Origin of the sequence: Microbacterium aurantiacum, from assembly GCF_040532595.1 — a bacterium.
In the GTDB taxonomy this organism is placed as follows: domain Bacteria; phylum Actinomycetota; class Actinomycetes; order Actinomycetales; family Microbacteriaceae; genus Microbacterium; species Microbacterium chocolatum_B.
On sequence record NZ_JBEVYX010000002.1, the window covers coordinates 601260 to 624930 of the forward strand.

Sequence of the window (23671 nt, forward strand, 5' to 3'; positions counted from 1 at the left end):
CTCGCCGCGCTCCAGGCTACTGGGCGGGGCGGATGACGACCAAAAGGTCGCCGGCCTCGACCTGTGCGGTCGGGGCGATCGCGAGGCGCTCCACGACGCCGTCGACGGGGGCCGTGATGGCGGCCTCCATCTTCATCGCCTCGATCGACGCGACCGCGTCGCCCGCGCTCACCCGTTCCCCCACGCCGGTCTTCAGCGTCACGACGCCCGAGAACGGTGCGGCGACCTGACCCGGCCGCGTGGTGTCCGCCTTCTCGGCCTGTCGCGCCTCGACCTGGATGCTCCGGTCTCGGACGAAGACCGGTCGGAGCTGTCCGTTCAGGGTCGTCATGACCGTGCGCATGCCTTTGTCGTCGGCCTCGCCGATGGCTTCGAGCCCGACGAACAGCTGCACGCCGCGCTCGATCTCCACGACGTGCTCGCTTCCGGGGGCGAGTCCGTAGAGGTAGTCGGCGGTGTCGAGAACGCTCACGTCGCCGAACACGTCGCGCACCTGTGCGAACGCTCGCGTGGGCCCGGGGAAGAGCAGTCGATTGAGCGTCTGCCGGCGTGTGTCGCGGTCCTCCGTGAGCGCCTGCGCCTCGGCATCCGTCAGCGGGGTCACCGCCACGCGGACGTCGCGCCCTGCGAGCACCTTGCTGCGGAAGGGCTCCGGCCACCCGCCCGGGAGGTCACCCAGCTCGCCCGCCATGAAGCCGACGACGGAATCGGGGATGTCGTACTTTCCGGGATTCGCCTCGAAGTCGGCGGGATCCGCCTTGACCGCGGCGAGATGGAGCGCCAGGTCACCCACGACCTTCGACGACGGAGTGACCTTGGGAACGCGGCCGAGAATGCGGTTCGCCGCGGCGTACATGTCCTCGATGAGTTCGAAGTCCTCGGACAGGCCGAGGGCGATCGCCTGCTGGCGGAGGTTCGAGAGCTGACCCCCGGGGATCTCGTGGTGGTAGACCCGACCGGTCGGTCCGGGCAGACCGGACTCGAAGGGAGCGTAGAGATGACGTACCGCCTCCCAGTACGGCTCCAGGTCCCCGACCGCCTCGAGGTCCAGCCCCGTGTCGCGCTCGGTGTGGGCGAGGGCGGCGACCAGCGCGGACAGCGAAGGCTGGCTCGTCGTGCCCGACATCGGCGCGGCGGCCGCGTCGACGGCGTCCGCTCCCGCGGCGCTGGCCGCGAGCAGCGTGGCGAGCTGACCACCGGCGGTGTCGTGCGTGTGCACGTGCACGGGCACGTCGAAACGCTCGCGGAGGGCAGACACCAGACGGCTCGCCGCGGCCGGACGCAGCAGGCCCGCCATGTCCTTGATCGCGAGGATGTGCGCACCGGCGTCGACGATCTGATCCGCGAGGCGGAGGTAGTAGTCGAGCGTGTAGAGGTCTTCGGCGGGGTTCAGCAGGTCACCCGTGTAGCAGACGGCCACCTCGGCGACAGCGGTGCCGGTCGCGCGCACCGCGTCGATCGCGGGACGCATCTGCGCGACGTCGTTGAGCGCATCGAACACCCGGAAGATGTCGATGCCGCTGGACGCCGCCTCCGCGACGAAGGCATCGGTGACCTCCGTGGGGTACGGGGTGTAGCCGACGGTGTTGCGGCCGCGCAGCAGCATCTGGATCGCGACGTTGGGCAGCGCTTGCCGCAGCCTGTCCAGGCGTTCCCAGGGGTCCTCGCCGAGGAAGCGCAGCGCGACGTCGTAGGTGGCCCCGCCCCACGCCTCGACGCTCAGCAGCTGAGGTGCGAGCCGGGCGACGTAGGGAGCGACGGTGACCAGATCCTTCGTGCGCACGCGGGTGGCGAGGAGGGACTGGTGCGCATCGCGGAAGGTCGTCTCGGTGACGGCGAGGGCGGTCTGCGCCCGCAGGTCCCGGGCGAATCCCTCGGGGCCGAGGGCGAGGAGGCGCTGGCGGGATCCCTCCGGCGCCGACGCGGTGAGGTCGACGGCGGGAAGCTTCAGGCGCGGGTCGACCGTGAGCGGGTTGTCGCCGTTCGGCTTGTTGACCGTGGTGTCCACGAGCCAGTTCAGGATCTTCGTTCCGCGGTCCTTCGATTCCCGACCGCGAACGAGTCCCGGCCGTTCGTCGATGAACGCCGTGCTCACATCGCCGGCGACGAAGGACGCGTCGTCGAGGACGGCCTGCAGGAAGGGGATGTTCGTGGAGACTCCGCGGATGCGGAACTCCGCGAGGGCGCGTCGGGCGCGCACGACCGCGGCGCCGAAGTCGCGACCACGGCAGGTCAGCTTGGCGAGCATCGAGTCGAAGTGCGGGCTGATCTGCGCTCCCGCGGCGGTCGTCCCGCCGTCGAGGCGGATGCCGGCTCCACCCGGCGACCGGTACGTCGTGATCTTGCCGGTGTCCGGGCGGAAGCCCTGTGCCGGGTCCTCTGTCGTGATGCGGCACTGCAGCGCGGCGCCCCGCAGGTGGATGCGATCCTGCGTGAGCCCGAGGTCCTCGAGCGACTGACCGGCCGCGATGCGCATCTGCGACTGGACGAGGTCGACGTCGGTGACCTCCTCCGTCACGGTGTGCTCGACCTGGATACGCGGGTTCATCTCGATGAAGACGACCTCGCCCGTGCGGGGGCCCGCCGTCTCGAGCAGGAACTCGACGGTGCCTGCGTTCTGATAGCCGATGGATCGCGCGAAGGCCACCGCGTACGCGTGCAGGGCGTCGCGGACATCCGGGTCGAGGTTCGGGGCCGGTGCGATCTCGATGACCTTCTGGTGGCGCCGCTGCACCGAGCAGTCGCGCTCGAAAAGGTGCACCGTCTCCCCCGCCGTGTCGGCGAGGATCTGGACCTCGATGTGGCGCGGCCGCTGCACCGCCTGCTCGAGGAACACCCGCGCGTCGCCGAAGGCGCTTCCCGCCTCGCGCATCGCCTCGGCGAGCGCCGGTGCCAGCTCACCGGCGGTCTCCACCCGGCGCATGCCCCGCCCGCCGCCGCCGGCGACGGCCTTGACGAAGATCGGGAAGCCGATGTCCTCGGCCTGCGCGAGAAGGGCGTCGACGTCGTCGGACGCCTCGGTCGAGCGGAGGACCGGAACCCCGGCGGCGACGGCGTGGGATTTGGCCGTGACCTTGTTGCCGGCCATCTCGAGAACGGATGCCGGGGGCCCGATGAATGCGATCCCCTGCGCGGCGGCCTTCTCGGCCAGCTCGGGGTTCTCCGACAGGAAGCCGTACCCCGGATAGATGGCGTCCGCCCCGGCCTCGCGAGCGACGCGGATGATCTCGTCGACGTCGAGATACGCGCGGACGGGATGCCCCTTCTCCCCGATCTGGTACGCCTCATCGGCCTTCAGCCGGTGCAGCGAGTTGCGGTCCTCGTAGGGGAACACCGCGACGGTGCGCGCACCGAGTTCGAACGCCGCGCGGAAGGCGCGGATCGCGATCTCCCCACGATTGGCCACCAGGATCTTGCGGAACATTCGACCTCCGAGCGGTGAGGTGCGGACGGGCTGAGTGTGCTCTCAGCCTAGGGGACGGTAACGTAGGGCCTTGTGCACGTACTTTCCGTCAGCTCGCTCAAAGGCGGGGTGGGTAAGACGACCGTGACGCTGGGACTCGCTTCCGCCGCATTCGCGCGGGGAGTCCGGACGCTCGTCGTCGACCTCGACCCGCAGTCCGACGTGTCGACGGGCATGGACATCCAGGTCGCCGGTCGCCTGAACGTCGCCGACGTCCTGGCGAACCCCAAGGACAAGGTCGTCAAGCAGGCGATCACCTCCAGCGGCTGGGCGAAGGTGCACCCGGGCACGATCGATGTGATGATCGGCAGTCCGTCCGCCATCAACTTCGACGGTCCGCACCCGTCGGTGCGGGATGTCTGGAAGCTCGAGGAAGCGCTCGCGACCATCGAGAACGAGTACGACCTCGTGCTGATCGACTGCGCCCCGTCGCTCAACGCCCTGACGCGCACCGCGTGGGCGGCATCCGACCGCGTCGTCGTGGTGACCGAGCCGGGCCTCTTCTCCGTCGCCGCGGCCGATCGCGCGCTGCGCGCGATCGAAGAGATCCGTCGCGGTCTCTCGCCGCGGCTGCAGCCGCTCGGGATCGTCGTCAATCGGGTGCGTCCGCAGTCGATCGAGCACCAGTTCCGCATCAAGGAGCTGCGCGACATGTTCGGCCCGCTCGTCCTGACCCCGCAGCTGCCCGAGCGCACGTCGCTGCAGCAGGCGCAGGGTGCGGCCAAGCCGCTGCACATCTGGCCCGGCGACTCGGCACAGGAGCTCGCCGCCGACTTCGACGCACTGCTCGATCGCATCATCCGTACCGGGCGCATCCCGGTTCCCGGCGCCGTCACGACCTGATCCGCGCAGCGTGCCGTTCCGAGCGGGGCGGTCGGGGTGCTGATCAGGCCGAGCGTGCGGCGCGACGAGCGGACAGCTCGTCCATGATCTCGGGCGTCTGCGCATCGAAGTCGACGAGCGTCGACTCGACTTCGCGGAGCACCTTGCCGACGGCGATGCCGAACACGCCCTGCCCGCGGCTGACCAGATCGATCACCTCGTCGTTCGAGGTGCAGAGGTAGACGGAGGCGCCGTCGCTCATCAGCGTCGTCCCGGCCAGGTCGCGGATGCCGGCGGCGCGGAGCTGGTCGACCGCGGTGCGGATCTGCTGCAGCGAGATACCGGTGTCGAGCAGTCGCTTGACGAGCTTCAGGACGAGGATGTCGCGGAATCCGTAGAGGCGCTGCGACCCTGAGCCGCTCGCGCCGCGGACGGTGGGTTCGACCAGCTCGGTGCGGGCCCAGTAGTCCAGCTGACGGTAGGTGATTCCCGCGGCCCGCGCGGCGACGGCACCGCGGTACCCGACCTCGTCATCCATCTGGGGCAGACCGTCGGTGAACAGGAGGTCGGCGACGAAAGGCTGTTCGTCGGCCGCTTCACGAGCGCTCATGCTCGTCCCCCCTCAGATTCGGATGTCTCCACGTTAGGTGAGCCGGGGCCCTCCGGCAATGACATCCGGCGATCGGGCCTCGGCGTGTCGCCCGACACGATCAGGACAGCAGTCTGTCGAGCGCGGCACGCACGAACGTCGAGCGCACCTCATCGAGGCGCCGGGTCAACTCTCCGGCCACTTCGCCGGCGCGCCCGCGGGAGTTCGCGTCGGTGCGGCGCAGCATCGGTGCGAGCGCCTGCTCCACCAGCGCCACATCGCGTTCTGCGTTCTGACGCAGGGCTCGGACGTGGCGCGGTTCGATGCCGTGCCGGTCGAGGGCGACCAGCGATCGCATCAGGGCGACCGTCTGCTCCGGGTACGACTCCGCGGCGGTGATGATGCCGGTGCTGATCGCGTCGTTGAGCAGCTGTGGAGCAGCCCCCGACGCGGACAGCAGCTCGTCGCGGCGGTAGCGGCGCGGCGCGGGGACGATCGACGGCGGCGGGACGGCCGTGGGTGTGGCCGGGTCGCGCCCCGCATCGACGTCGGCGAGATAATCGCGGATGACCGAGAGCGGCAGGTAGTGGTCGCGCTGGAGCGTGAGGGCGAGACGCAGCCGATCGAGATCGGCCGTCGAGAACTTCCGGTAGCCGGATTCCGTACGCATCGGGGTGACGATGCCCTGGACCTCGAGGAAGCGGAGCTTGCTGGAGGTGAGCGCGGGGAAGTCCGGAGAGAGCCGGGCCAGGACCTGGCCGATGCTGAGAAGACCCGCGGACGACGAGCGTTCGCGGGCGGCGGCGGCCGGCATCAGCCTTCCGAGGAAGCGGCGAGATCGACGGGCGAGACGAAGAAGTTCAGACGGAACTTCCCGACCCGCACCTCGGCGCCGTTGATCAGCGTCGCGCGATCGACCCGCTCGCCGTTGACGTACGTGCCGTTGAGGGAGCGCTGGTCGACGAGCTCGAACGCGGCTCCCTGACGGGTGATCTCCGCGTGACGACGGGATACCGTGACGTCGTCGAAGAAGATGTCGGCCTCGGGGTGACGACCCACGGTCGTGACGTCGGAGTCGAGGAGGTAGCGCGCACCGGCGGTCGGACCCGACCGGACGATGAGAAGCGCGGCACCCGACGGCAGCGCGTCGATCGCCTCCAGTTCGGCCTCGCCGAGGTCGCTGCCGAACGGCACGAACGACAGGTCGGAATCGTGCCCGAACGTCTGGGTCACGTCGCTGCCACGGTCGGAGCCGACGAAGTCGCCCCGTGCATCGGCAGACCGACGGATGTCGTCCGGCTCTGGCCGGCGGTAGTCCTCCACGTGGTGCTCCTTTCGAGGTGCCAGCCTAGCCGATGCTCGCACCTGGATGAGAGCGGGACGAGGCGCCGGAGCCGTCGGGGGTCGATGCCGTTCAGCTTCCGTGGAACGGGGGTCGATACCCTCGTCCGCGTGACGATCACCCGCTCCTCCCTCCCCGTCCGCCGCTCCCCCCGTCAGACGCTCGCCGCCGCATGCATGGCGTTCGCCTTCCTGCTCGCCGCGATCCTCCTCCCCGCGTCCCCGGCAGCAGCGCACGACGAGCTGATCGGGAGCGATCCCGCTGCCGGTTCCGCCGTGGAGACGCTCCCGGACGCCCTGGTACTGACCTTCAGCGCGAACATCGCCCCCGACGAGGGCGCTTCCGAGGTCCAGGTGACGGATGCCGCCGGCACGACGTTGACGGACGGGGCACCCGTCGTCGACGGCACCACCCTCACGCAGCCGCTCTCGGGCGCGGCATCCGGCGATGTCACGGTCCTGTGGAAGGTGGTCTCCAGCGACGGGCACCCGATCTCCGGCGAGTTCGCCTTCACCGTGACCGCTCCCCCCGCACCGAGCCCCACCACGACGGCGCCTACCACGCCGACGGCGGAGGCGACGCCGACCGCAGAGGCGACGGTGGCGCCCGTCGAGACGGCCACCCCCGCACCGGTCACGAGCGAACCGGCCTCGTCGGCCACGCCATGGATCGTCGGCGGTGTCGTCCTGCTGCTGCTCGTCGCCGCCGTGACCTATCTGGTGGTCTCCCGCGCGCGTCGTAACCGCGCGGGTGCGCGCGCCGGTTCCGACGCCGCCGCCGGGCGATAGGCTGGGAGCCATGCCTCACTACGACGTCGCCATCCTCGGCGCTGGCCCCGGCGGGTACGTCGCGGCCGTCCGCGCCGCACAGCTCGGCCTCACGGTCGCGATCATCGAGGAGAAGTACTGGGGTGGTGTGTGCCTGAACGTCGGCTGCATCCCCTCGAAGGCTCTCCTGAAGAACGCCGACCTCGCCCACACGTTCCACGACAAGGCCGAGCTGTTCGGCATCTCGGGTGACGTGCACTTCGACTTCGGTGTCGCGTGGGATCGCAGCCGCAAGGTCTCGGACACCCACGTCAAGGGCATCCACTTCCTCATGAAGAAGAACAAGGTCACCGAGTACGAGGGGCGAGGCACCTTCACGGGCCCGAACGCCCTCTCGGTCGCCAAGAGCGACGGCTCCACCGAGGAGGTGACCTTCGACAACGCGATCATCTCGACCGGATCGAAGGTGCGCCTGCTCCCGGGTGTGGAGCTGAGCGAGAACGTCGTGACCTACGAAGAGCAGATCATGACGCGCGACCTCCCCGGTTCCATCGTGATCGTGGGCGCCGGCGCGATCGGCATGGAGTTCGCCTTCGTGATGACGAACTACGGCGTCAAGGTCACCATCATCGAGTTCCTCGATCGCGCCCTCCCCAACGAGGACGCGGACGTCTCGAAGGAGATCGCACGCCAGTACAAGAAGTACGGCGTCGACATCCTCACCTCCACGAAGGTCGAGACGGTCGTCGACTCCGGCGACAAGGTCACCGTGACGTACACCGGCAAGGACGGCGCCCAGGGCTCGATCGAGGCCGACAAGGTCCTGATGTCGATCGGCTTCGCCCCGAACGTGGAGGGCTTCGGCCTGGAGACCACCGGCGTGAAGCTCACCGACCGCGGTGCCATCGAGATCGACGACCACATGCGCACCTCGGTGCCGCACATCTACGCCATCGGCGACGTCACCGCGAAGCTCCAGCTCGCCCACGTGGCCGAGGCCCAGGGTGTCGTGGCTGCGGAGACCATCGGCAAGGCCGAGACGATGACCCTCGGCGACTACCGCATGATGCCGCGTGCGACGTTCTGCTCGCCGCAGGTCGCATCGTTCGGACTCACCGAGCAGCAGGCACGCGACGCCGGATACGACGTCAAGGTCGCGAAATTCCCCTTCTCCGCGAACGGCAAGGCCAACGGCCTCGGCGAGCCGATCGGTTTCGTCAAGCTCATCGCCGACGGAGAGCACCTCGAGCTCCTCGGCGGACACCTCATCGGTCCCGACGTCTCGGAGCTTCTCCCCGAGCTCACCCTCGCGCAGAAGTGGGACCTCACCGCGCTCGAGGCGGCCCGGAACATCCACACCCACCCCACGCTGTCGGAGGGTCTGCAGGAGGCGTTCCACGGCCTCGCAGGGCACATGATCAACCTCTGATCAGACACGCAGAAGGGGCGCGGGCGTTCAGCCCGCGCCCCTTCTGCGTGTCTGCCGTCAGTAGCCGAGGGCACGGGCGAGCTTCGATGCGGAGGCCGCCTCCCGGCCGCCCGCAGAAGACACCGCCTCGACGACGGCGGCGAAGAACGCGGCGCGTTCGTGATCGTCCGCCGGGGCCGCCGGGCCGAGCTCGACTTCCCACTCGCGCCAGCCGCGCTCGGCGCCGGTGCGTGCATCCAGCGCGGCGACGTGGTCGTCGACGACCTCCGCCACCATGCCGCCGGCGGCATCCGTCAGGGCGTACGCCGTGCGGGCGTTGCGCAGGCGGGCGATGGGGCCCACGGCGCCGGTGACGATCTCCGCGACCGCCGCCCGAACCTCGTCCGGGAGCGCCGGGACCAGGCCGATGCCCTCCGCCTCTGCGGTGGCCGGATCCTCTTCTCCCAGCGGCCAGCCGATCTCCACGCGAGCGCCCCGCACGCGCGGGCCTTTGATGTGCCAGCCGGCGTCGGGTCCGCCCAGGCGTCGCCGCAGAGCGTACCCGCGCTGGGCGAGGGCGAAGTCGAGCGTGTCGAAATAGAGCGCATCGAGGTCGCGCAACTCCGGATCGCCGACGGCCGTCACCCCGGGCAGCACGGTCCAGTCCGGAATGGAGACGGTGTCGTCGACATCGAACTTGAGCTCGATCTCCACCGTCCGCGACGGCTCCGCGTCTGCGGGCGACGGCGCCGCCGGATCGATCGCTGCGCTCACACCGAATCGCCCGCAGGATCGATGACGTCCTCCGCCGCGACGAACCAGAAGTTGATCTCGGTCGGTCCGTCGCTGTCACCGGTATTCTCCGGCTCGCCCTTGCGCTCGTAGACGACCTGAGTCTCGCTGTACGGGACGATGAGGCGCTCGAGGTCGTCCTCCTCCAGCGGGAGGAGCTGTCCGTCGAGGGGTCCTTGATGCAGTCGTGCGATAGCCATGCCGTGAGCATAGTCCGGCCCCGGAGGCGGGAGCAGGCACTTGCGCGTCGCGCACTATCGTGGTCACGTGAAGCCGTTCGTCCTCCTCGCCACGCGCGCCGAAGACGTGCCCGCCGACGAGGAGTACGCGCTGTTCCTGCGCTACACCGGCCTCGAAGAGCGCGAACTCATCCGGGTGCGTCTGGAGTCGGGGCCGATGCCCGCGTTCGATCTCGACACCGTCTCGGGCGTCTTCGTCGGCGGCGGCCCGTTCAACGCGTCCGATCCTGCGGAGCGCAAGTCAGCGGTCCAAGTGCGTGTGGAGCGGGAGTTCGCCGCGCTCCTCGATGACGTCGTCGCCCGCGACATCCCGTTTCTGGGTGCGTGCTACGGCGTGGGCACGCTCGGCGCACACCAGGGCGCGGTGATCGACCGCGTCCACTCCGAACCGATCAGCGTCGTCGACGTGACGCTCACGGCCGAAGGCCGCGCGGACCCGCTGCTGGCCGGCATGTCGGCGTCCTTCTCCGCCTTCGTGGGCCACAAGGAGGCCATCTCGCGACTGCCGCCGTCGGCGACCCTCCTGGCCTCGTCGGCAGCGTGCCCGGTGCAGATGTTCCGCGTGGGACGCAACGTCTATGCGACCCAGTTCCACCCGGAGCTCGATCTCGCCGGGATCACCACTCGCATCCACGCGTACGCCGACTACGGGTACTTCGCCTCGGACGAGCTCGACCTCACCCTCGCGGCCGTGCGACGCGCCGCTGTCAGCGAACCCCCGCACATGCTCCGGGCCTTCGTCGAGCGGTACGCCCGCTGACGCCGACGGATCCCGGCGTCAGCGGACGTCCTCCGTCCGGCGTCACAGCATCGGCGGCGTGTGCCAGATCCGGTCGATGTAGTCACGGATCGAACGGTCCGACGAGAAGAAGCCGCATCGGGCGATGTTGAGGATCGCCGATTTCGTCCACGCGTCCTGATCGGCGTAGGCGGCGTCGACACGATCCTGCGCCTGGATGTACGAGGCATAGTCGGCGAGGACCATGAAGCGGTCGTCGTAGAGCAGATTCGACACGATCGGCTCGAAGACGGTCCGATCTCCGTGGGAGAACGCGCCGGAGGCGATCAGGTCGATCGCGCGACGCAGATCGTCGTCCTGCTGGTAGAACTCCGCCGGCTTGTACCCGCGGCTCCACAGCGCCTCGACCTCCGGCTCGGTCATGCCGAACAGGAAGAAGTTGTCGTCGCCGACGAGTTCGCGGATCTCGACGTTCGCGCCGTCGTCGGTGCCGATGGTGAGCGCGCCGTTGAGGGCGAACTTCATGTTCCCGGTACCCGAGGCCTCCTTGCCCGCGAGCGAGATCTGCTCGGACAGATCCGCGGCGGGGATGACACGCTCAGCGAGGGTGACGTTGTAGTTCGGCGGGAAGAGGACCTGCAGCCGCCCCTGGACGCGAGGGTCGCTGTTGACCACCTCGCCCACCGCGTTGATGAGGTGGATGATGCGCTTGGCCATCGCGTAGCCGGGCGCGGCTTTGGCGCCGAAGATGAATGCTCGGCCCTGGACGTCCTCCGCCCGCACCCGGCCGGACACGATGCGCTCGTACGACGTGACGATGTGCAGCACCTTCAGCATCTGCCGCTTGTACTCGTGGAGGCGCTTGACCATGACGTCGAGCATGTGGCCGTCGCTGACCTCGAACCCGTCGCGCGCGCGCAGGACGTCGCTGAGCACACGCTTGTTGGCGGCCTTGACCTCCGCGAAGCGCGCCCGGAACTCGGGATCCTCTGCGAAGGACTCGAGCCCCCGCAGGCGCTCCAGGTCGACGGTCCACCCGGCACCGAGTGCGTCGGTGATGAGACCGGCGAGCCCGGGATTGGCCAACCGCAGGAACCGTCGGGGCGTGACGCCGTTGGTGACGTTGGTGAACTTCCCCGGGTAGAACTCATCGAAGTCAGGGAGGACCTTTTCGCGCAGCAGCTGAGAGTGCAGTTCGGCGACACCGTTGACCTTCGCTCCCGCGACGGTGGCGAGGTACGCCATGCGCACCGACCGCTCGGGGAACTCCGCGATGATCGACATGTTGCGGATGCGCATCTCGTCGTCACCGAAGCGCTCGCGCACCTCCTCGAGGAAGGCGTCGTTGATGCGGTAGATGATCTCCAGATGACGCGGCAGTAGCCGACCGAGAAGCTCGACGGACCACACCTCGAGCGCCTCGGGGAGGAGGGTGTGGCACGTGTAGGCGAAGCACTGCCGGGTGATCTCCCATGCGGCATCCCACTCCATGTGCTCCTCGTCGACCAGGACCCGCATGAACTCCGGGACGGCGATCACGGGGTGGGTGTCGTTGAGCTGGAAGATGACGCGGTCGGGCAGCTTCGACAGGTCGAAGCCCGGAGCCAGCATGTGGTCGAGGAAGTCGCGGATGGATGCTGCGACGAAGAAGTACTGCTGCTGCAGACGCAGCTCCTTGCCCTGCGGGGTGGAGTCCTCGGGGTACAGCACCTTGGAGATGTTCTCCGCGTACGTCTGCGCGCGGACCGCCTCCTCGTAGTCGCCGGAGTTGAAGATCCGGAGGTCGAAGGCGTTGGTCGCCACCGCCCGCCACAGGCGGAGGGTGTTCACCCGGCCGTTGTGGTAGCCGGGGACCATGTAGTTGTAGGGGACGGCCTGCACGTTCCACCCCGGAACCCAGCGGCTGCGGGGGACCCCGTCGTCGTCATAGGTCTCGGTGTATCCGCCGAACGAGATGGTCTGCGCGGCCTCCGGGTGGGCGAACTCCCACGGCGACCCGAGCGTCAGCCACGCGTCGGGCTGTTCGACCTGCTGGCCGTCCACGAACGTCTGGCGGAAGATGCCGTACTCGTATCGGATGCCGTACCCGATGCTCGGGACGCTCATCGTCGCGAGCGAATCGATGAAGCACGCGGCGAGGCGACCGAGTCCGCCGTTGCCGAGGCCCGGCTCGACCTCGAGCGCGCGCATGTCGTCGATGTCGATGCCGCACGACGCGAGAGCCTCGGTCGCGATGTCGGTGAGACGCGTGGCGAGCAGGTTGTTGTCGAGCTGACGACCGAGCAGGTACTCGGCCGAGAGGTAGCAGACGCCCTTCGCCTGCGCTTCCTTCTGCCGCCGGATGTCCTCGAGCCACCGGGCGACCAGGAAGTCGCGGACGGTGGTGGCGAGCGCGATGTACCGGTCGTTCGGGCTGGCGGTGGAGAGGGTCACGCCCCGCTCCAGGTTGAGGTTCTCCAGGAACTGCTTGACGAAGCCGTCGACCGTGCTGGGGGGCGTGGGGACGGGGGCGAGGGCGAGCGCGTGAGTCGGCTTGCTCGAGACAGGCGAGATTTGATCGGGCACGACAAGAAAATAGCGGTGCGAGGGCCCGGACGCATACCGGCAGGGAAAGATCCAGCAGACCTTAATGAAGTCGTCACGTCGCGCGAAGGCGCGCGACGCGTCCGAGCGGGTGCCTCAGCCGGCGATGATCGCGCTGATCTCCGCCGTTCCCCTGCCGTCGTCGGGCGACAGGTCCAACCCCAGGTCGACCAGGACGACGCGTCCCGCGACGGGCGCACCGTCGTCGCTGACAAGGCCGACCTTCGTCCCGCCGAAGGTGACGGTGAGGGATGCCGCGAACACCTCGCCGTCGTGCGCGCCGGTGTCGGGGTGCACGCCGCTCGGCACGTCGACGGCGATCACGCTCGTCTCGGTGCCCTCCACGAGCGGGCGCAGTACCCGGACGGCCTCGCGCGCGGTCCCGCGCAGCGAGGTGGATGCTCCGATGCCGACGATGCCGTCGAGGATCAGCGCGTACTCCGACGCGGAATCGCGCGCCGCGGACATCTCGACGCGACGCGCCCCCGCGGCGAGCGCCGCGGCGAATGCCGCCTCGTGGAAGCGGTCGCTGACGAGGAGGACATCGACGTCGGCCCCCTCGGCCAGCTCGGCGGCCGCGTACAGCGCGTCGCCGCCGTTGTCGCCGGGCCCGGCGAGGACGAGGACACGGGGACGTCGGATGTGCGTGCCGCTCGGGATCTTCTCGGCGGCAGACGCGACTTCTGCGCGAGCGAGATCCGCCAGCGCCGTCGCCGCGCGACGCATGAGCGGCTCGCCCTTCTCCAGGAACGGCTTCTCGGCCCTCCGGATGACGTCGGCGGTGAACACCGGGACGACCACTCCGGCCTCAGCCACGGGCGTCGTCCTTCACTGAGCCGTGTGCTCCGGCATCAGTCGCTCGGGCGAGCGTCGCTTCGCGCTCGGTATCTGCCGCCGCCCGCGCGGCAGCCAGCTCCTCGGTCGCCACGCGTACGCCGTCCTCGGCCTTGCGCACGCGTCGCAGGATGAACGTCGGGGCCCCGTGGCGCTCGCGCACCCGGTCGGCATCCTCGGCGACGCCGAGGATGATCCACGAGGAGGCCAGGAGGATGACCTGCGCCGACAGGTTGAACCACAGGAGGAGCGCGATGAGAGCGGCGAAGGAGGCGAGGAGGGGGTTGGATCCGGCACCTCCGACGAAGAGTCCGGACAGCTGTTGCAGCACCACCAGCCCTACGCCGCCGATGGCCGCCCCGCCGATGATCGTCTTCGGGCGCGCCTTCACCCCGGCGAGCGTCACGAAAGCGAGGGCGATCAGGCCGGCGTCGAGGAGGAAGACCACCACGATGGAGAATCCTCGGGTCGCGATCTCGGCGAACGTGCCGTCGCCGATGCCGATCCACTCCCGCACGCTGCCGATGAAGGCGGTGCCGGCGAAGGTCGCCGCGGCGGAGAGGACGAATCCCCCACCGATCGCGATGGCGAGGGCGAGGTTCCGCAGGATCACCCAGAGGAACAGCGTGTCCTCGGCGACGCGGTCGGCGAGCGCCCGCAGCGCCGCGCGGAGCGATCCGATCGCGCCGATCGCCGCGCCGACGAGTCCGAGGAGCGACAGGATGCCGGCGACCGTGAGACCCGCGGGGGCGGCGATGTCGTTGACGTCGATGAGGCCGCCCTCGCCCAGCAGCCCGGGGATCGCGGAGTCGACGGCGCTGATGAGCGACTGCCATGCGACGGGGTTGTCGCTCAGCCACAGCGCGGCGAAGGAGAACCCGAGCAGAACGCCGGCGAACACGGAGAACAGCGCTCGATAGGTGATCGAGTCCGCGAGCATCGCGCCGCGGCGTTCGGAGTAGTGCAGGAACGTCCGTACGAGACGGAGCGAGAGCGCCCAGGCGGTCACTTTCGCGATCAGGTCTGCCATTCCGCCACCCTATCCATCGTCGATGACGCCTCCCGGGGGTCGACAGGCTCGGCGATGTGTGACAGGGACGTCAGAGCGGCGGATTCCCCGTCAGGCTCGGCACGAGGAGACCGATCCACGCGCCGAGGAGCATCCACGGCCCGAACGGGATCGCGGTGCGGCGGTCCGCGCGGCGAAGGGCGAGGAGAGCGACGGCGTACAGGCCGCCCGAGACGAACGCGGCCGCCGCGCCGACCAGGAGACTTCCCCACCCGGCGAAGCCGAGGAGGAGGCCGAGGACGCCGGCGAGCTTCACGTCTCCCCCGCCGAGTCCGCTCCCGCGCACGCTGCGCAGGAGCGCATAGGCGCCGAAGAGGATGACCCCGCCGACGAGAGCGCGGATGAAGGAGCCCGCATCGCCGGATGCCGCGGCCAGGAGCCCGAGTGCCGCGATCGCGACCGGATACGCGGGAAGCACGATCCGGTTCGGGAGGCGGTGCGAACGCACGTCGATGACGGCGAGCACGGCGCCCCACCCGAGGAACGCGAGCAGGATGCCGGCGCGCAGGATCTCGGGGAGCACGAGCCGAGGCTAGCCGCGGCGCGGAGTCTGCGCGCACAGGCTGTGGACAACCCCGGCGCGCAGACCGTTCACCACTGCGGGTGGATGTCCGCGCGGAGCCTCTCGTCGTAGACCCGGCGGACGGCTGCATCGAACGCGGCGAGGTCGAATCCGCCCTCGAGCAGATGCGCAGCGGCGGCGTTCGACTGCGCCTGACCGACGTTGCGCGCCCCCGGGATGACGCTCGTGACGCCCTGCTGTGCCGCGATCCAGGCGAGCGACGCGGCCGGGAGGGAGACGCCCTCCGGCAGCGCGGCCGCCAGCTCCGTCGCCGCCGCGACACCGGTGTCGTAGTCGACGCCCGAGAAGGTCTCGCCTCGGTCGAAGGCCTCGCCGTGACGGTTGTAGCTCCGGTGGTCATCGGCGGAGAACGTGGTGGCGGAGGTGTAGCGGCCCGACAGCAGACCCGATGCCAGCGGAACGCGCGCGAACACGGCGACACCGGCGGCAGCGGCGGCGGGAAGGACCTCGTCCAACGGCTTGAGCCGGAACGGATTGAAGATGATCTGGACGTTCGTCACCGCGGGGCGGGCGATGGCGGCGCGCGCCTGCGCGACCGTCTCCACCGAGACGCCGTACGCCGCGATGGCGCCGTCCGCGACCAGAGCGTCGAGGGCGTCGAACGTGCCGTCCGCCTCGATGACCGCGGACGGAGGACAGTGCAGCTGCACGAGATCGAGCGTGTCCACGCCGAGATTGCGTCGCGACCGCTCCGTCCATGCGCGGAAGTTGTCCGGGCTGTAGTTCTCCGGTTCCTGGGGCATGCGCCGCCCCATCTTCGTCGCGACGGTGACGTCGTGGCCGGGCCGCTCCGCGAGGAATCGCCCGATGATCGACTCGCTGCGCCCGTCGCCGTACACGTCGGCGGTGTCGAACAGCGTGACGCCGTGCTCGACGGATGCCGCGAGGACCGCGATGGCGTCCTCCTCGGTCACCGCGCCCCAGTCGGCACCGAGCTGCCAGGTGCCGAGTCCGATCACCGAGACGTTCCGGCCGGTGTGCCCCAAGGGTCGCTGCTGCATGGATCCTCCTCGATAGTCCTCGCCCAGCATGTCACGCACGGCAGCGCCTGCGGGCACCGCGATATTCACGGCCACGCGCGGTGGCGGTACGTCGGCCGAAGCCGCACACTCGAGATGTCGGCGCATCCTAGCTGCCATCGGCATCGGCGCCGGAGGGAATGGAGGACGGAAGCCATGACACGCACGATCGTGATCACCGGCGCGGCGAGCGGCATCGGGCGGGCGACGGCGGAGCTGCTCGCCGAGCGCGGGAACCGGATCATCGGCGTCGACCTGCGCGGGAGCGACATCGACGCGGATCTGACGACATCCGAGGGACGCGCGGCGATGGTTTCCGGCGTCCGAGACCTCTCCGGCGGCGTCGTCGACGGGGTGATCGCTAATGCAGGTCTCGCGTCGCCGACCGTCGCCACTGCGGCGGTCAACTACTTCGGCGCCGTCGCGACGCTCGAAGGGCTCCGGCCGCTGCTGGCCGAGTCCCCCGCGCCGCGCGCCGTGGCCACGGCGTCCATGGCGTCGCTGTATCCGCCCGACGAGGCACTCCTCGATCGGCTGCTCGACGGCGACGAGGACGCAGCACTCAGCCGGGCGGGTGAGCTGGCGGCGGGATCGCCGGAGGAGGCGAACGCGATCTACGGCACGACCAAGCGCGCGCTCGCCCGGTGGATACGCCGCCACGCGCCCAGCCCGGAGTGGGCGGGTGCAGGGATCCCCCTGAACGCCATTGCACCGGGGGTCGTGTCCACGGCGATGACGGAGCAGTTCACCAGCACGCAGGAGGCGCGGGACGCGATCCTGCAGATGGTGCCGATGCCGCTCAACGGGATCTTCCCCCCGCGCGACGCCGCCTACCTTCTGGCGTGGCTGGTCAGCGAGGAGAACGCGCACCTGTGCGGCCAGGTGATCTTCATCGACGGCGGCTCGGACGCGGTCATGCGAGGCGATTCCACGTGGTGAGCGACACCGCCGTCACGGATTGATCAGGACCGGGGTTCCCTGCGGCAGTTCGGCGAGCGCGGCGATCGCGGCGGGATCCACCCGCACGCAGCCGTTGGAGATCGCCCCCGACCGCTCGTCGTGGTAGTGGAACGCCGTCACCGCGGCATCCGCTCCGCCGAACCCGTCGAGCGTCGGGGACTGCACCGACAGGTACACGATGGGGTGCCCGCGGGTATAGCCGAACTCGGGGACGACGCGCGTGGTCATGATGTACGACCGCCCGAGCGGGGTCGGTGTCGCGTCTGTGCCCCAGGCGAAGTCCGTCGCGATCGTCTGCCGCTCCCCGCCCCGCACGATGTCGATCGTGCGGGCGCCGATGGCGACCTCGACGTGCGCGTCGGAGGGGACGACGTCGACGTCGGCGGCTCGGACCCACCCGGCGACCTGCGCGGCGTTCCCTTGAGAGGGAACGGCCTGTCGTCCGACGAGGAGCACCTTCAGCCAGTGCTCCTGGCGCTCGACGACCGGAACCGACGTCCCGTCGAATGGGAGGGTCGCCGGGAGGAAGCCGATCGGCTCCGCCGTCGGGTCGGCGAAGACGGGAGCGCCCGCCGCGCGCGGAGTCGCGATCGCTTCGCTCGGCACCGCGTACGGGTCGTCGTCGATGGGAAGCCCCGCGTTGACGGCGAAGACATCCACCTGCGCCAGCCCCGCGGGGTCGTACGCGACGGTATTAGCGGGGAACTCCGCGACTGTCGGGGTGGGAGTGGGAGTGGACGTGGGTGCGGGAGACGGGGTCGTCACCGCTGTCGACGTGGGCGACGGGGCCGGCGCGGCGTCGGGCGCGGCAGTGAGTCCCGAGACGGCGAGCGCCACCCCCACCGCGATCGTGAGCGTCGCGGCCCCGCCGACGACCCACGGCCACCGGCGGCGTGAGAGCGCGGATGACTCGGGGGCGGCGTCGGGGTCGGGCGCATCCGTCATGCGTCCATGCTCGCCCGGGCGCGGCCTGCCTGCAAGCCGCCGTCGCCGTCGCTCAGGGATCGCACCGATCGAGGTCGGTCTCGGCGAGGGGCTCGCCCTCGGGGATGACGTAGGTGACCCACAGGACGACGGGGTCATCACCCTCGTTGACGCCCTCGTGCGGGTAGCCCGCTCCCTCGATGATCGCCTCCCCCGTGGCGTAAACGCGCACGCCGTCGGGATGTGTCGCGGCATAGTGCGTGAGCTCCCCCGCCTGGACCACGGCGATGAGCTGCCCGTGATGGCAGTGCACGCCCGTGCTTGCGCCGGGCGCGAGGGTGATCTCGCGGAACGTCACGCCGACACCGTCGCCGGCATCGGGGACGTCGACCACGACCCCCTCGTCGATCTCGCCGGTCGCCACATCCACGGCTGAGACGGGAGCCGCGGACGGCGACGCCTCCCCGCTGAGGCCGACCGACGGGGTTCCGGATACGGGGGACGGTCCCGCCGGGGCGGAGCAGGCCGCGATCGCCAGCACGAGTGCGGCGGTCGGGACGAGCAGCAGCGTGCGCACAGAACGATTCCTCATGGGCGACCCCCTCCCGGGTGTGGCCAGCCTAGGGCGCGCGACGCGCGCGCGTAAGAATCGGCTGAGAACCGGGCCGAAGTCACCGCTCACAACGCCGCGGCGCGGGATGATGCGGGCATGGACCTTCGTGACATCCCCATCACCACGATCCGCGGCGAGCAGACGACCTTCGGCGCACTGACGGACGGAAAGGCCGCGCTCGTCGTCAACGTCGCCTCGCGATGCGGCTTGACGCCGCAGTACGAGACCCTCGAGGCGCTGCAGAAGGAGTACGGCCCGCGCGGCTTCACGGTGATCGGGTTCCCGAGCAATCAGTTCCTGCAGGAGCTGAGCTCGGAGGAGAAGATCGAGGAGTACTGCTCGACGACGTGGGGCGTCACCTTTCCGATGTCCGAGAAGGTGCGGCTCAACGGCAAGAAGGCGCACCCGCTGTACCAGCAGCTCACCACCGTCCCGACCGACGACGGCAAGGCAGGCGGGATCAGCTGGAACTTCGAGAAATTCGTCGTCGGTCCCGACGGCCACGTCTCCCGCTTCTCCCCGCGGACGAAGCCCGATGCGCCCGAGGTCATCGCGGCGATCGAGAAGGCGCTGCCCGGCGGAGGCGCGTCCGCCTGACACGAGATCCGGCGCGCTACGAGCCGTCCTCGGCGGCGCTCCCTCGCCGTGGACTTGACCTTCACACCGTGTCAAGGTCGATCGTGGTCGACATCATGTACACCATCGGAGAATTCGCCGCCCTCACACGGGTGAGTGCACGGATGCTGCGGCACTACGACGCGATCGGGCTCCTGCGGCCTGCCCGCGTCGACGACCGCACCGGCTACCGCTCCTACACGATCGATCAGCTCCCACAAGCGCTGAGGATCGCGGAGTTGCGGGGCCTGGGGGTCGGGCTCGAGCGCATCGCCGCCATGGGCTCCGCCGGCGACGACGATGCCGCGCTGCGGACGGTGCTCGCCGAGCGACATCGCGAGCTGTCGGCATCCGTCGACGACGACCGGCGCCGCCTCGCCCGCATCGAGCGAAGACTCCGTCAGCTGGAGGGAACCACCCTGCCGGATGTCGTCTACGCGGAGCTTGCACCCGTCACCGTCTACGCCATGGACGGCGTGGCTCCAGGCGTGGGACCCGAGAACGTCTCACCCACGATCGGACCACTCATCGATCGACTCGATCGAGCGCTGGCGCAGGCCGGGCGCCGTGTGATCGAGCCCGGGATCTTCTGGTACGAACCCCGCGACGACGATCGGCTCGGTGTGCACGTCGCGTACACCGCGGAGGCCGACCCTGTGCCCGGTGTCGGGTACGACGTGGTCACGCTGCCCCCGATCCCGCTCGCCGCCACGCTGCGTCACCACGGCGATATGGCGGGAATCGGGGAGTCCTGGGGGATGCTGATGGAAAGGGTCGTCGCCGACGGCTATCGCATCGTCGGCGACTGCCGCGAGGTGTACCTCCAGGCGGACGGGCACGTGCCCGGTCCCGATTGGGTCACCGAGCTGCAGGTGCCCGTCGCCCGGTGATCCGACGGCGAGGTCGGATCAGCGGGATGACCCGGGCTCCCCGGCATCAGCGCCGGTCTGCCCCATTCCGGGCCGCACCGCGGCATCCGGGTCGATGTCTATCCGACGGATGCCGTCATGCTCGGTCACCCGGATCCGGGGCGCGGCATCCTCCTCCGTCGCCTCGGGCGCGGTGGTCAACTGGTCGTGCCGATCCTTCGCGCGCTGCGCGTCCTGCTCGGAGGGTGTGTCCATGCCCTCACGCTAGGGCTCTCCTGCTGCGCGGGCGGCGGGGTTGACAGAGAGCTCTCAGGAATAGCGATCCCGACCCGACCGTTGTCCCGGCCCGGAACAATGGTCGACGAAAGGACATTCTCCGTGACGCTCTTCTCCCCCATCACCGTCGGGTCCCTCGCTCTCCGCAACCGCGTCTCGCTCGCCCCGATGACCCGGCTTCGCGCGGACGACGCGGGTGTGCCCGGTGATCTGGTCGCGCAGTACTACGCCCAGCGTGCCGGGATCGGTCTGCTCGTCACCGAGGGTGTGTTCCCGAGCGCCGAGTCGCGCGCGTACCCCGGGCAGCCCGGCATCGCCACCGACGCACAGGCTGCGGGATGGGCGCGTGTCGCCGAGGCCGTGCACGCCGCCGGCGGCACCGTCTTCATGCAGATGATGCACGGGGGCCGTGTGTCGCACACCGGCATCACCGGAACCGCTCGCATCGTCGCGCCGTCCGCGATCGCCATCGAGGGCCAGACCCGCCTCGCCGACGGGTCGAAGGTCGACTTCCCCGTGCCGCACGCGCTGGAGACCGGGGAGCTGGCGACGGTGCGCGACGAGATCGTCCGTGCCGCACGGCGCGCCGTCGACGCCGGAATCGACGGCGTCGAGCTGCATTCCGCGAACGGCTACCTCCTTCACGAGTTCCTCTCCCCCGCCTCCAACCGCCGCGAGGACGAGTACGGCGGTTCGCCCGAGGCCCGGGCCCGTTTCGTCATCGAGGTCGCGCGCGCGGTCGTCGATGAGATCGGAGCCGATCGGGTGGGCATCCGCATCTCCCCCGCCCACAACATCCAGGACGTGTGGGAGCGCGACGCGGAAGAGACCCGCGCGACCTACCTGGCTCTGGTCGAGGGGCTCGCGCCCCTGGGCCTTGCGTATCTGAGCATCCTCCACGAGGACCCCTCCGGCGCCCTCCCGCAGGAGCTGCGCCGCGCCTTCGGCGGCACCTTCATCGCGAACTCGGGCTTCGGACGCGTGACCACGCGCGACGAGGCGATCCGCGTCATCGACGAGGACATCGCCGATCTCGTCGCGGTCGGCCGTCCGGCCATCGCCAACCCCGACCTCGTGGAGCGATGGGAGCGCGGGGCCGAAGAGAACCCCGTCGACCAGGCCACGGTGTACGGCCCCGATGCCCGCGGCTACACGGACTACCCCACTCTGGCGGCGTGAGGAAGACCCGGAGGAACGCCGCGGCAGCCGCTCATCCCGAGCGGCACGTCATCACGCTCGTCGTGCATCTGCCGATCACCAAGCTCGATGCGCTAGACGCCATAGCCTTCGCGGCCGACGGCGCGATCGAAGGTGCCGGCACGGCGTTCCCCCGGGTCCCGCTCGGACCCTCTGCCTGGGCGGAGGTGGAGCTGCCTCGCTTCGGCGAGCCGCCTCCCTTCGCCATCGACGTGTGGTCATCCGCCTCGCTCGCGGATGCTGTGGACCACGCCGAGCGCCTGCGCGCGGCGCTCGAACGCCTCGGCTGGCGAGTGCGGATCTCCGCCCTCTGAGGAATCTCAGCCCCCCGCGCGGTCGCGCCAGGCCACGGCGGTTTCAGCGAGGACCGTCGGCCACGGCGTAGCACGGATGCCGAGCACCGCGGTCGTCTCCTCCGTGTCGACGAGGAACGGGCGGTCGAACTGGTAGAGGACGCCCTCCAGCTCGCGGAGGATCGGCACCACCCATCCCCCCATCCGGACCACGGGGCGCGGAAGCGTACGCAGGCGCGGAGCCGGGGCACCGGACAGCCGGGAGAGTTCGCTCAACACCCCGCGCACCGTCGCGGGCGGGCTCGAGGGGACGATCCACGGGCTCCCCCAGGCCTGCTCGTTCTGCGCCAGCGCAAGGAGGGTGGCGGCGATGTCGTCGACCGCCGTCCATGCGTGCGGCTGGTCGGGGTCGCTGAAGACCGTCACGGGCTTGCCCGCGAGCGTCGTGGCGGCGTAGCGGGCGAGGATCGAACTCGTGGTGGGCGCGGTCGGACCGATGTAGTCGGACGCGCGGGCTTCCGTCGCCCGGACCCTCCCCGCCTCGTGCGCCGCGCGGGCGTCCTCCCACATGCGCGCACGAAGGGCGCCCTTGTGATCGGAGGGCCGAAGAGGCATGTGCCGCGTCATGGGCGCGTCGACCGGGCCGTAGCCGTACAGGTTGCTCAGCGTGACCAGGACCGCGCCGACGTCCTCCGCGGCGCCGAGGATCGCCGCCGCGAGGGGCGGCCACTCGCGTTCCCATGACTGGTACGACCCGGGGTTGGCGCAGTTGACGATGACGTCGGCACCGGCGGATGCCGCACTGAGCGCCGCGCGGTCGGTCGCGTCCAGGGCGATGTGGCGCACGCCGTCGATCTCCGGTCCGGAGCCGGACCGCGTGACGACGATCACCGAACAGCTGTGCTCCGCGGCGCGCCGGGCGACGGCGCTTCCGATGGGGCCTGCCCCGACGATCACGAAGCGCTGAGTCTGCATGATGCGAGCATGCCAGCACGGGCGGGGCGTGAGATGACGACGGCGCGTCGTCGGGGTGAAGAGTTCGCGCCGAAGCGCGAGGTGTCAACCCCGGTGGGTGACCGGACGGTCGCGCGTAGCGTCGCATACAACGAGACAGGAGACGAGATGAGCAACGAAGAGCGCCCCGGCGACCACGAGAACCCCACCACCAAGCCCGACGGTGTGGGCGAGGACGGCACGATCCCCTCCGACCCCGACGGCGTCGCGGCCGGTCACACCGGCGAAGCCTCGACCTTCGAGCCGGAAGAGGACGAGCAGGCCGACGACGCCTGACCTGCCGATCGGCGCATTCCGGTCGGGATGCGCCCCACCGCCACTCCACACGCCGCTTCGCGCCGCGCGGAGCCTCCGGCGGCGTGGGCCCGCCTGGATAATCCGCTCGCGGGAATGAGAAAAGGGCCCGCCTTCGGCGAACCCTTTTCTCATTCCGGTCGGGATGCGCCCCACCGCCACTCCACTCGCCGCTTCGCGCCGCGCGGAGCCTCCGGCGGCGTGGGCCCGCCTGGATAATCCGCTCGCGGGAATGAGAAAAGGGCCCGCCTTCGGCGAACCCTTTTCTCATTCCGGTCGGGATGACAGGATTTGAACCTGCGACCCCTTGACCCCCAGTCAAGTGCGCTACCAAGCTGCGCCACATCCCGGAAGCCGCGCACGCGCG

25 protein-coding genes and 1 tRNA gene are annotated in these 23671 nt (G+C 70.1%); 10 read left to right on the forward strand and 16 right to left on the reverse strand.

Going from position 1 to position 23671, the window contains the following annotated elements:
• Positions 1 to 16 precede the first annotated feature (16 nt).
• Positions 17 to 3424, reverse strand: coding sequence for a pyruvate carboxylase (locus ABXJ56_RS15095; RefSeq protein ID WP_354000537.1), 3408 nt, complete (start codon positions 3422 to 3424; stop codon positions 17 to 19).
• A 72-nt stretch (positions 3425 to 3496) separates the two neighbouring features.
• On the opposite strand from ABXJ56_RS15095, the gene ABXJ56_RS15100 reads away from it, so the two are divergent.
• The gene (locus tag ABXJ56_RS15100) at positions 3497 to 4306 is read left to right on the forward strand and encodes a ParA family protein (protein WP_354000538.1); all 810 of its coding nucleotides are present in this window, start codon (positions 3497 to 3499) and stop codon (positions 4304 to 4306) included.
• A 43-nt stretch (positions 4307 to 4349) separates the two neighbouring features.
• Here the strand turns inward: ABXJ56_RS15100 and ABXJ56_RS15105 are convergent, their stop codons facing one another.
• The 3 genes from ABXJ56_RS15105 to ABXJ56_RS15115 form a co-directional block, all read right to left on the reverse strand.
• On the reverse strand, positions 4350 to 4895 hold the full coding sequence (locus ABXJ56_RS15105) for a MerR family transcriptional regulator (protein ID WP_354000539.1): 546 nt from the start codon (positions 4893 to 4895) through the stop codon (positions 4350 to 4352).
• Positions 4896 to 4995: 100 nt separating this feature from the next.
• Positions 4996 to 5688 carry a transcriptional regulator FtsR gene (gene ftsR, locus ABXJ56_RS15110; RefSeq protein ID WP_354000540.1) on the reverse strand — a complete coding sequence of 231 codons (693 nt, stop codon included), beginning with the start codon at positions 5686 to 5688 and terminating at the stop codon, positions 4996 to 4998.
• Positions 5688 to 6197, reverse strand: coding sequence for an FHA domain-containing protein (locus ABXJ56_RS15115; protein ID WP_354000541.1), 510 nt, complete (start codon positions 6195 to 6197; stop codon positions 5688 to 5690). Before ABXJ56_RS15115 ends, ftsR begins: the two co-directional genes overlap by 1 nt.
• A gap of 129 nt (positions 6198 to 6326) precedes the next feature.
• On the opposite strand from ABXJ56_RS15115, the gene ABXJ56_RS15120 reads away from it, so the two are divergent.
• Both ABXJ56_RS15120 and lpdA read left to right on the forward strand, forming a co-directional pair.
• Complete coding sequence (locus tag ABXJ56_RS15120) at positions 6327 to 7004, forward strand: copper resistance CopC family protein (RefSeq protein WP_354000542.1); 678 nt, start codon at positions 6327 to 6329, stop codon at positions 7002 to 7004.
• Between the two features lie 10 nt (positions 7005 to 7014).
• Positions 7015 to 8412: a dihydrolipoyl dehydrogenase gene (gene lpdA, locus ABXJ56_RS15125; protein ID WP_354000543.1), complete on the forward strand. Its 1398-nt coding sequence runs from the start codon at positions 7015 to 7017 to the stop codon at positions 8410 to 8412.
• Positions 8413 to 8469: 57 nt separating this feature from the next.
• Here the strand turns inward: lpdA and ABXJ56_RS15130 are convergent, their stop codons facing one another.
• Together ABXJ56_RS15130 and ABXJ56_RS15135 are read right to left on the reverse strand one after the other, a co-directional pair.
• A complete protein-coding gene (locus ABXJ56_RS15130) occupies positions 8470 to 9165 on the reverse strand; it encodes a CYTH domain-containing protein (RefSeq protein ID WP_354000544.1) in 696 nt (231 codons plus the stop codon).
• Positions 9162 to 9383 (reverse strand): response regulator, encoded by a 222-nt coding sequence (locus tag ABXJ56_RS15135; protein ID WP_354000545.1) that lies wholly within the window; start codon positions 9381 to 9383, stop codon positions 9162 to 9164. Before ABXJ56_RS15135 ends, ABXJ56_RS15130 begins: the two co-directional genes overlap by 4 nt.
• A gap of 67 nt (positions 9384 to 9450) precedes the next feature.
• Between ABXJ56_RS15135 and ABXJ56_RS15140 the strand changes: the two genes are divergently transcribed.
• A complete protein-coding gene (locus tag ABXJ56_RS15140; RefSeq protein WP_354000546.1) occupies positions 9451 to 10182 on the forward strand; it encodes a glutamine amidotransferase in 732 nt (243 codons plus the stop codon).
• Positions 10183 to 10224: 42 nt separating this feature from the next.
• Here ABXJ56_RS15140 and ABXJ56_RS15145 read toward each other — a convergent pair whose 3' ends face one another.
• The 5 genes from ABXJ56_RS15145 to ABXJ56_RS15165 all read right to left on the reverse strand — a co-directional run bounded on the left by ABXJ56_RS15145 (position 10225) and on the right by ABXJ56_RS15165 (position 16231).
• Positions 10225 to 12726: a glycogen/starch/alpha-glucan phosphorylase gene (locus tag ABXJ56_RS15145; protein WP_354000547.1), complete on the reverse strand. Its 2502-nt coding sequence runs from the start codon at positions 12724 to 12726 to the stop codon at positions 10225 to 10227.
• A 114-nt stretch (positions 12727 to 12840) separates the two neighbouring features.
• Positions 12841 to 13560 (reverse strand): NAD(P)H-hydrate epimerase, encoded by a 720-nt coding sequence (locus tag ABXJ56_RS15150; RefSeq protein WP_354000548.1) that lies wholly within the window; start codon positions 13558 to 13560, stop codon positions 12841 to 12843.
• A complete protein-coding gene (locus ABXJ56_RS15155; RefSeq protein ID WP_354000549.1) occupies positions 13553 to 14608 on the reverse strand; it encodes a YihY/virulence factor BrkB family protein in 1056 nt (351 codons plus the stop codon). The genes ABXJ56_RS15150 and ABXJ56_RS15155 overlap by 8 nt, the downstream gene beginning before the upstream one ends.
• Before the next feature lie 70 nt (positions 14609 to 14678).
• Positions 14679 to 15170, reverse strand: a complete 492-nt coding sequence (locus tag ABXJ56_RS15160) for an A24 family peptidase (RefSeq protein WP_354000550.1) — start codon at positions 15168 to 15170, stop codon at positions 14679 to 14681.
• 68 nt (positions 15171 to 15238) lie between these two features.
• Positions 15239 to 16231 (reverse strand): aldo/keto reductase, encoded by a 993-nt coding sequence (locus ABXJ56_RS15165; RefSeq protein WP_354000551.1) that lies wholly within the window; start codon positions 16229 to 16231, stop codon positions 15239 to 15241.
• Positions 16232 to 16405: 174 nt separating this feature from the next.
• Here ABXJ56_RS15165 and ABXJ56_RS15170 point away from each other — a divergent pair, with 174 nt between their 5' ends.
• On the forward strand, positions 16406 to 17188 hold the full coding sequence (locus ABXJ56_RS15170; protein ID WP_354000552.1) for an SDR family oxidoreductase: 783 nt from the start codon (positions 16406 to 16408) through the stop codon (positions 17186 to 17188).
• A gap of 12 nt (positions 17189 to 17200) precedes the next feature.
• On the opposite strand, the gene ABXJ56_RS15175 is transcribed toward ABXJ56_RS15170, so the two are convergent.
• Both ABXJ56_RS15175 and ABXJ56_RS15180 read right to left on the reverse strand, forming a co-directional pair.
• A complete protein-coding gene (locus ABXJ56_RS15175) occupies positions 17201 to 18154 on the reverse strand; it encodes a L,D-transpeptidase (protein WP_354000553.1) in 954 nt (317 codons plus the stop codon).
• A gap of 52 nt (positions 18155 to 18206) precedes the next feature.
• Positions 18207 to 18710, reverse strand: a complete 504-nt coding sequence (locus tag ABXJ56_RS15180) for a cupin domain-containing protein (protein ID WP_354000554.1) — start codon at positions 18708 to 18710, stop codon at positions 18207 to 18209.
• 132 nt (positions 18711 to 18842) lie between these two features.
• On the opposite strand from ABXJ56_RS15180, the gene ABXJ56_RS15185 reads away from it, so the two are divergent.
• Positions 18843 to 19343, forward strand: a complete 501-nt coding sequence (locus ABXJ56_RS15185) for a glutathione peroxidase (RefSeq protein WP_354000555.1) — start codon at positions 18843 to 18845, stop codon at positions 19341 to 19343.
• A 68-nt stretch (positions 19344 to 19411) separates the two neighbouring features.
• Positions 19412 to 20251 carry a MerR family transcriptional regulator gene (locus tag ABXJ56_RS15190; RefSeq protein WP_354000556.1) on the forward strand — a complete coding sequence of 280 codons (840 nt, stop codon included), beginning with the start codon at positions 19412 to 19414 and terminating at the stop codon, positions 20249 to 20251.
• Between the two features lie 18 nt (positions 20252 to 20269).
• On the opposite strand, the gene ABXJ56_RS15195 is transcribed toward ABXJ56_RS15190, so the two are convergent.
• Positions 20270 to 20485 carry a multidrug transporter gene (locus ABXJ56_RS15195; RefSeq protein ID WP_354000557.1) on the reverse strand — a complete coding sequence of 72 codons (216 nt, stop codon included), beginning with the start codon at positions 20483 to 20485 and terminating at the stop codon, positions 20270 to 20272.
• A 123-nt stretch (positions 20486 to 20608) separates the two neighbouring features.
• Here ABXJ56_RS15195 and ABXJ56_RS15200 point away from each other — a divergent pair, with 123 nt between their 5' ends.
• A complete protein-coding gene (locus ABXJ56_RS15200; protein WP_354000558.1) occupies positions 20609 to 21685 on the forward strand; it encodes an alkene reductase in 1077 nt (358 codons plus the stop codon).
• Positions 21682 to 22017, forward strand: a complete 336-nt coding sequence (locus ABXJ56_RS15205) for a hypothetical protein (protein WP_354000559.1) — start codon at positions 21682 to 21684, stop codon at positions 22015 to 22017. Before ABXJ56_RS15200 ends, ABXJ56_RS15205 begins: the two co-directional genes overlap by 4 nt.
• A 6-nt stretch (positions 22018 to 22023) precedes the next feature.
• On the opposite strand, the gene ABXJ56_RS15210 is transcribed toward ABXJ56_RS15205, so the two are convergent.
• Entirely contained in the window at positions 22024 to 22971 is a 948-nt protein-coding gene (locus ABXJ56_RS15210) for an NAD-dependent epimerase/dehydratase family protein (RefSeq protein ID WP_354000560.1), read from the reverse strand.
• Positions 22972 to 23118: 147 nt separating this feature from the next.
• Between ABXJ56_RS15210 and ABXJ56_RS15215 the strand changes: the two genes are divergently transcribed.
• Positions 23119 to 23286 (forward strand): hypothetical protein, encoded by a 168-nt coding sequence (locus ABXJ56_RS15215; RefSeq protein ID WP_354000561.1) that lies wholly within the window; start codon positions 23119 to 23121, stop codon positions 23284 to 23286.
• Positions 23287 to 23580: 294 nt separating this feature from the next.
• Here the strand turns inward: ABXJ56_RS15215 and ABXJ56_RS15220 are convergent.
• A tRNA-Pro gene (locus tag ABXJ56_RS15220) sits at positions 23581 to 23654 on the reverse strand.
• Between the last annotated feature and the right edge of the window lie 17 nt (positions 23655 to 23671).

Excerpts from the sequence above, each read along its gene's own strand:
- ABXJ56_RS15095 (WP_354000537.1), bottom strand. The coding sequence starts at position 3,424 with ATGTTCCGCAAGATCCTGGTGGCCAATCGTGGGGAGATCGCGATCCGC.
- ABXJ56_RS15105 (WP_354000539.1), bottom strand. The coding sequence starts at position 4,895 with ATGAGCGCTCGTGAAGCGGCCGACGAACAGCCTTTCGTCGCCGACCTC.
- ftsR (WP_354000540.1), bottom strand. The coding sequence starts at position 5,688 with ATGCCGGCCGCCGCCGCCCGCGAACGCTCGTCGTCCGCGGGTCTTCTC.
- lpdA (WP_354000543.1), top strand. The coding sequence starts at position 7,015 with ATGCCTCACTACGACGTCGCCATCCTCGGCGCTGGCCCCGGCGGGTAC.
- ABXJ56_RS15135 (WP_354000545.1), bottom strand. The coding sequence starts at position 9,383 with ATGGCTATCGCACGACTGCATCAAGGACCCCTCGACGGACAGCTCCTC.
- ABXJ56_RS15155 (WP_354000549.1), bottom strand. The coding sequence starts at position 14,608 with ATGGCAGACCTGATCGCGAAAGTGACCGCCTGGGCGCTCTCGCTCCGT.
- ABXJ56_RS15165 (WP_354000551.1), bottom strand. The coding sequence starts at position 16,231 with ATGCAGCAGCGACCCTTGGGGCACACCGGCCGGAACGTCTCGGTGATC.
- ABXJ56_RS15170 (WP_354000552.1), top strand. The coding sequence starts at position 16,406 with ATGACACGCACGATCGTGATCACCGGCGCGGCGAGCGGCATCGGGCGG.
- ABXJ56_RS15175 (WP_354000553.1), bottom strand. The coding sequence starts at position 18,154 with ATGACGGATGCGCCCGACCCCGACGCCGCCCCCGAGTCATCCGCGCTC.
- ABXJ56_RS15185 (WP_354000555.1), top strand. The coding sequence starts at position 18,843 with ATGGACCTTCGTGACATCCCCATCACCACGATCCGCGGCGAGCAGACG.
- ABXJ56_RS15195 (WP_354000557.1), bottom strand. The coding sequence starts at position 20,485 with ATGGACACACCCTCCGAGCAGGACGCGCAGCGCGCGAAGGATCGGCAC.
- ABXJ56_RS15210 (WP_354000560.1), bottom strand. The coding sequence starts at position 22,971 with ATGCAGACTCAGCGCTTCGTGATCGTCGGGGCAGGCCCCATCGGAAGC.
- ABXJ56_RS15215 (WP_354000561.1), top strand. The coding sequence starts at position 23,119 with ATGAGCAACGAAGAGCGCCCCGGCGACCACGAGAACCCCACCACCAAG.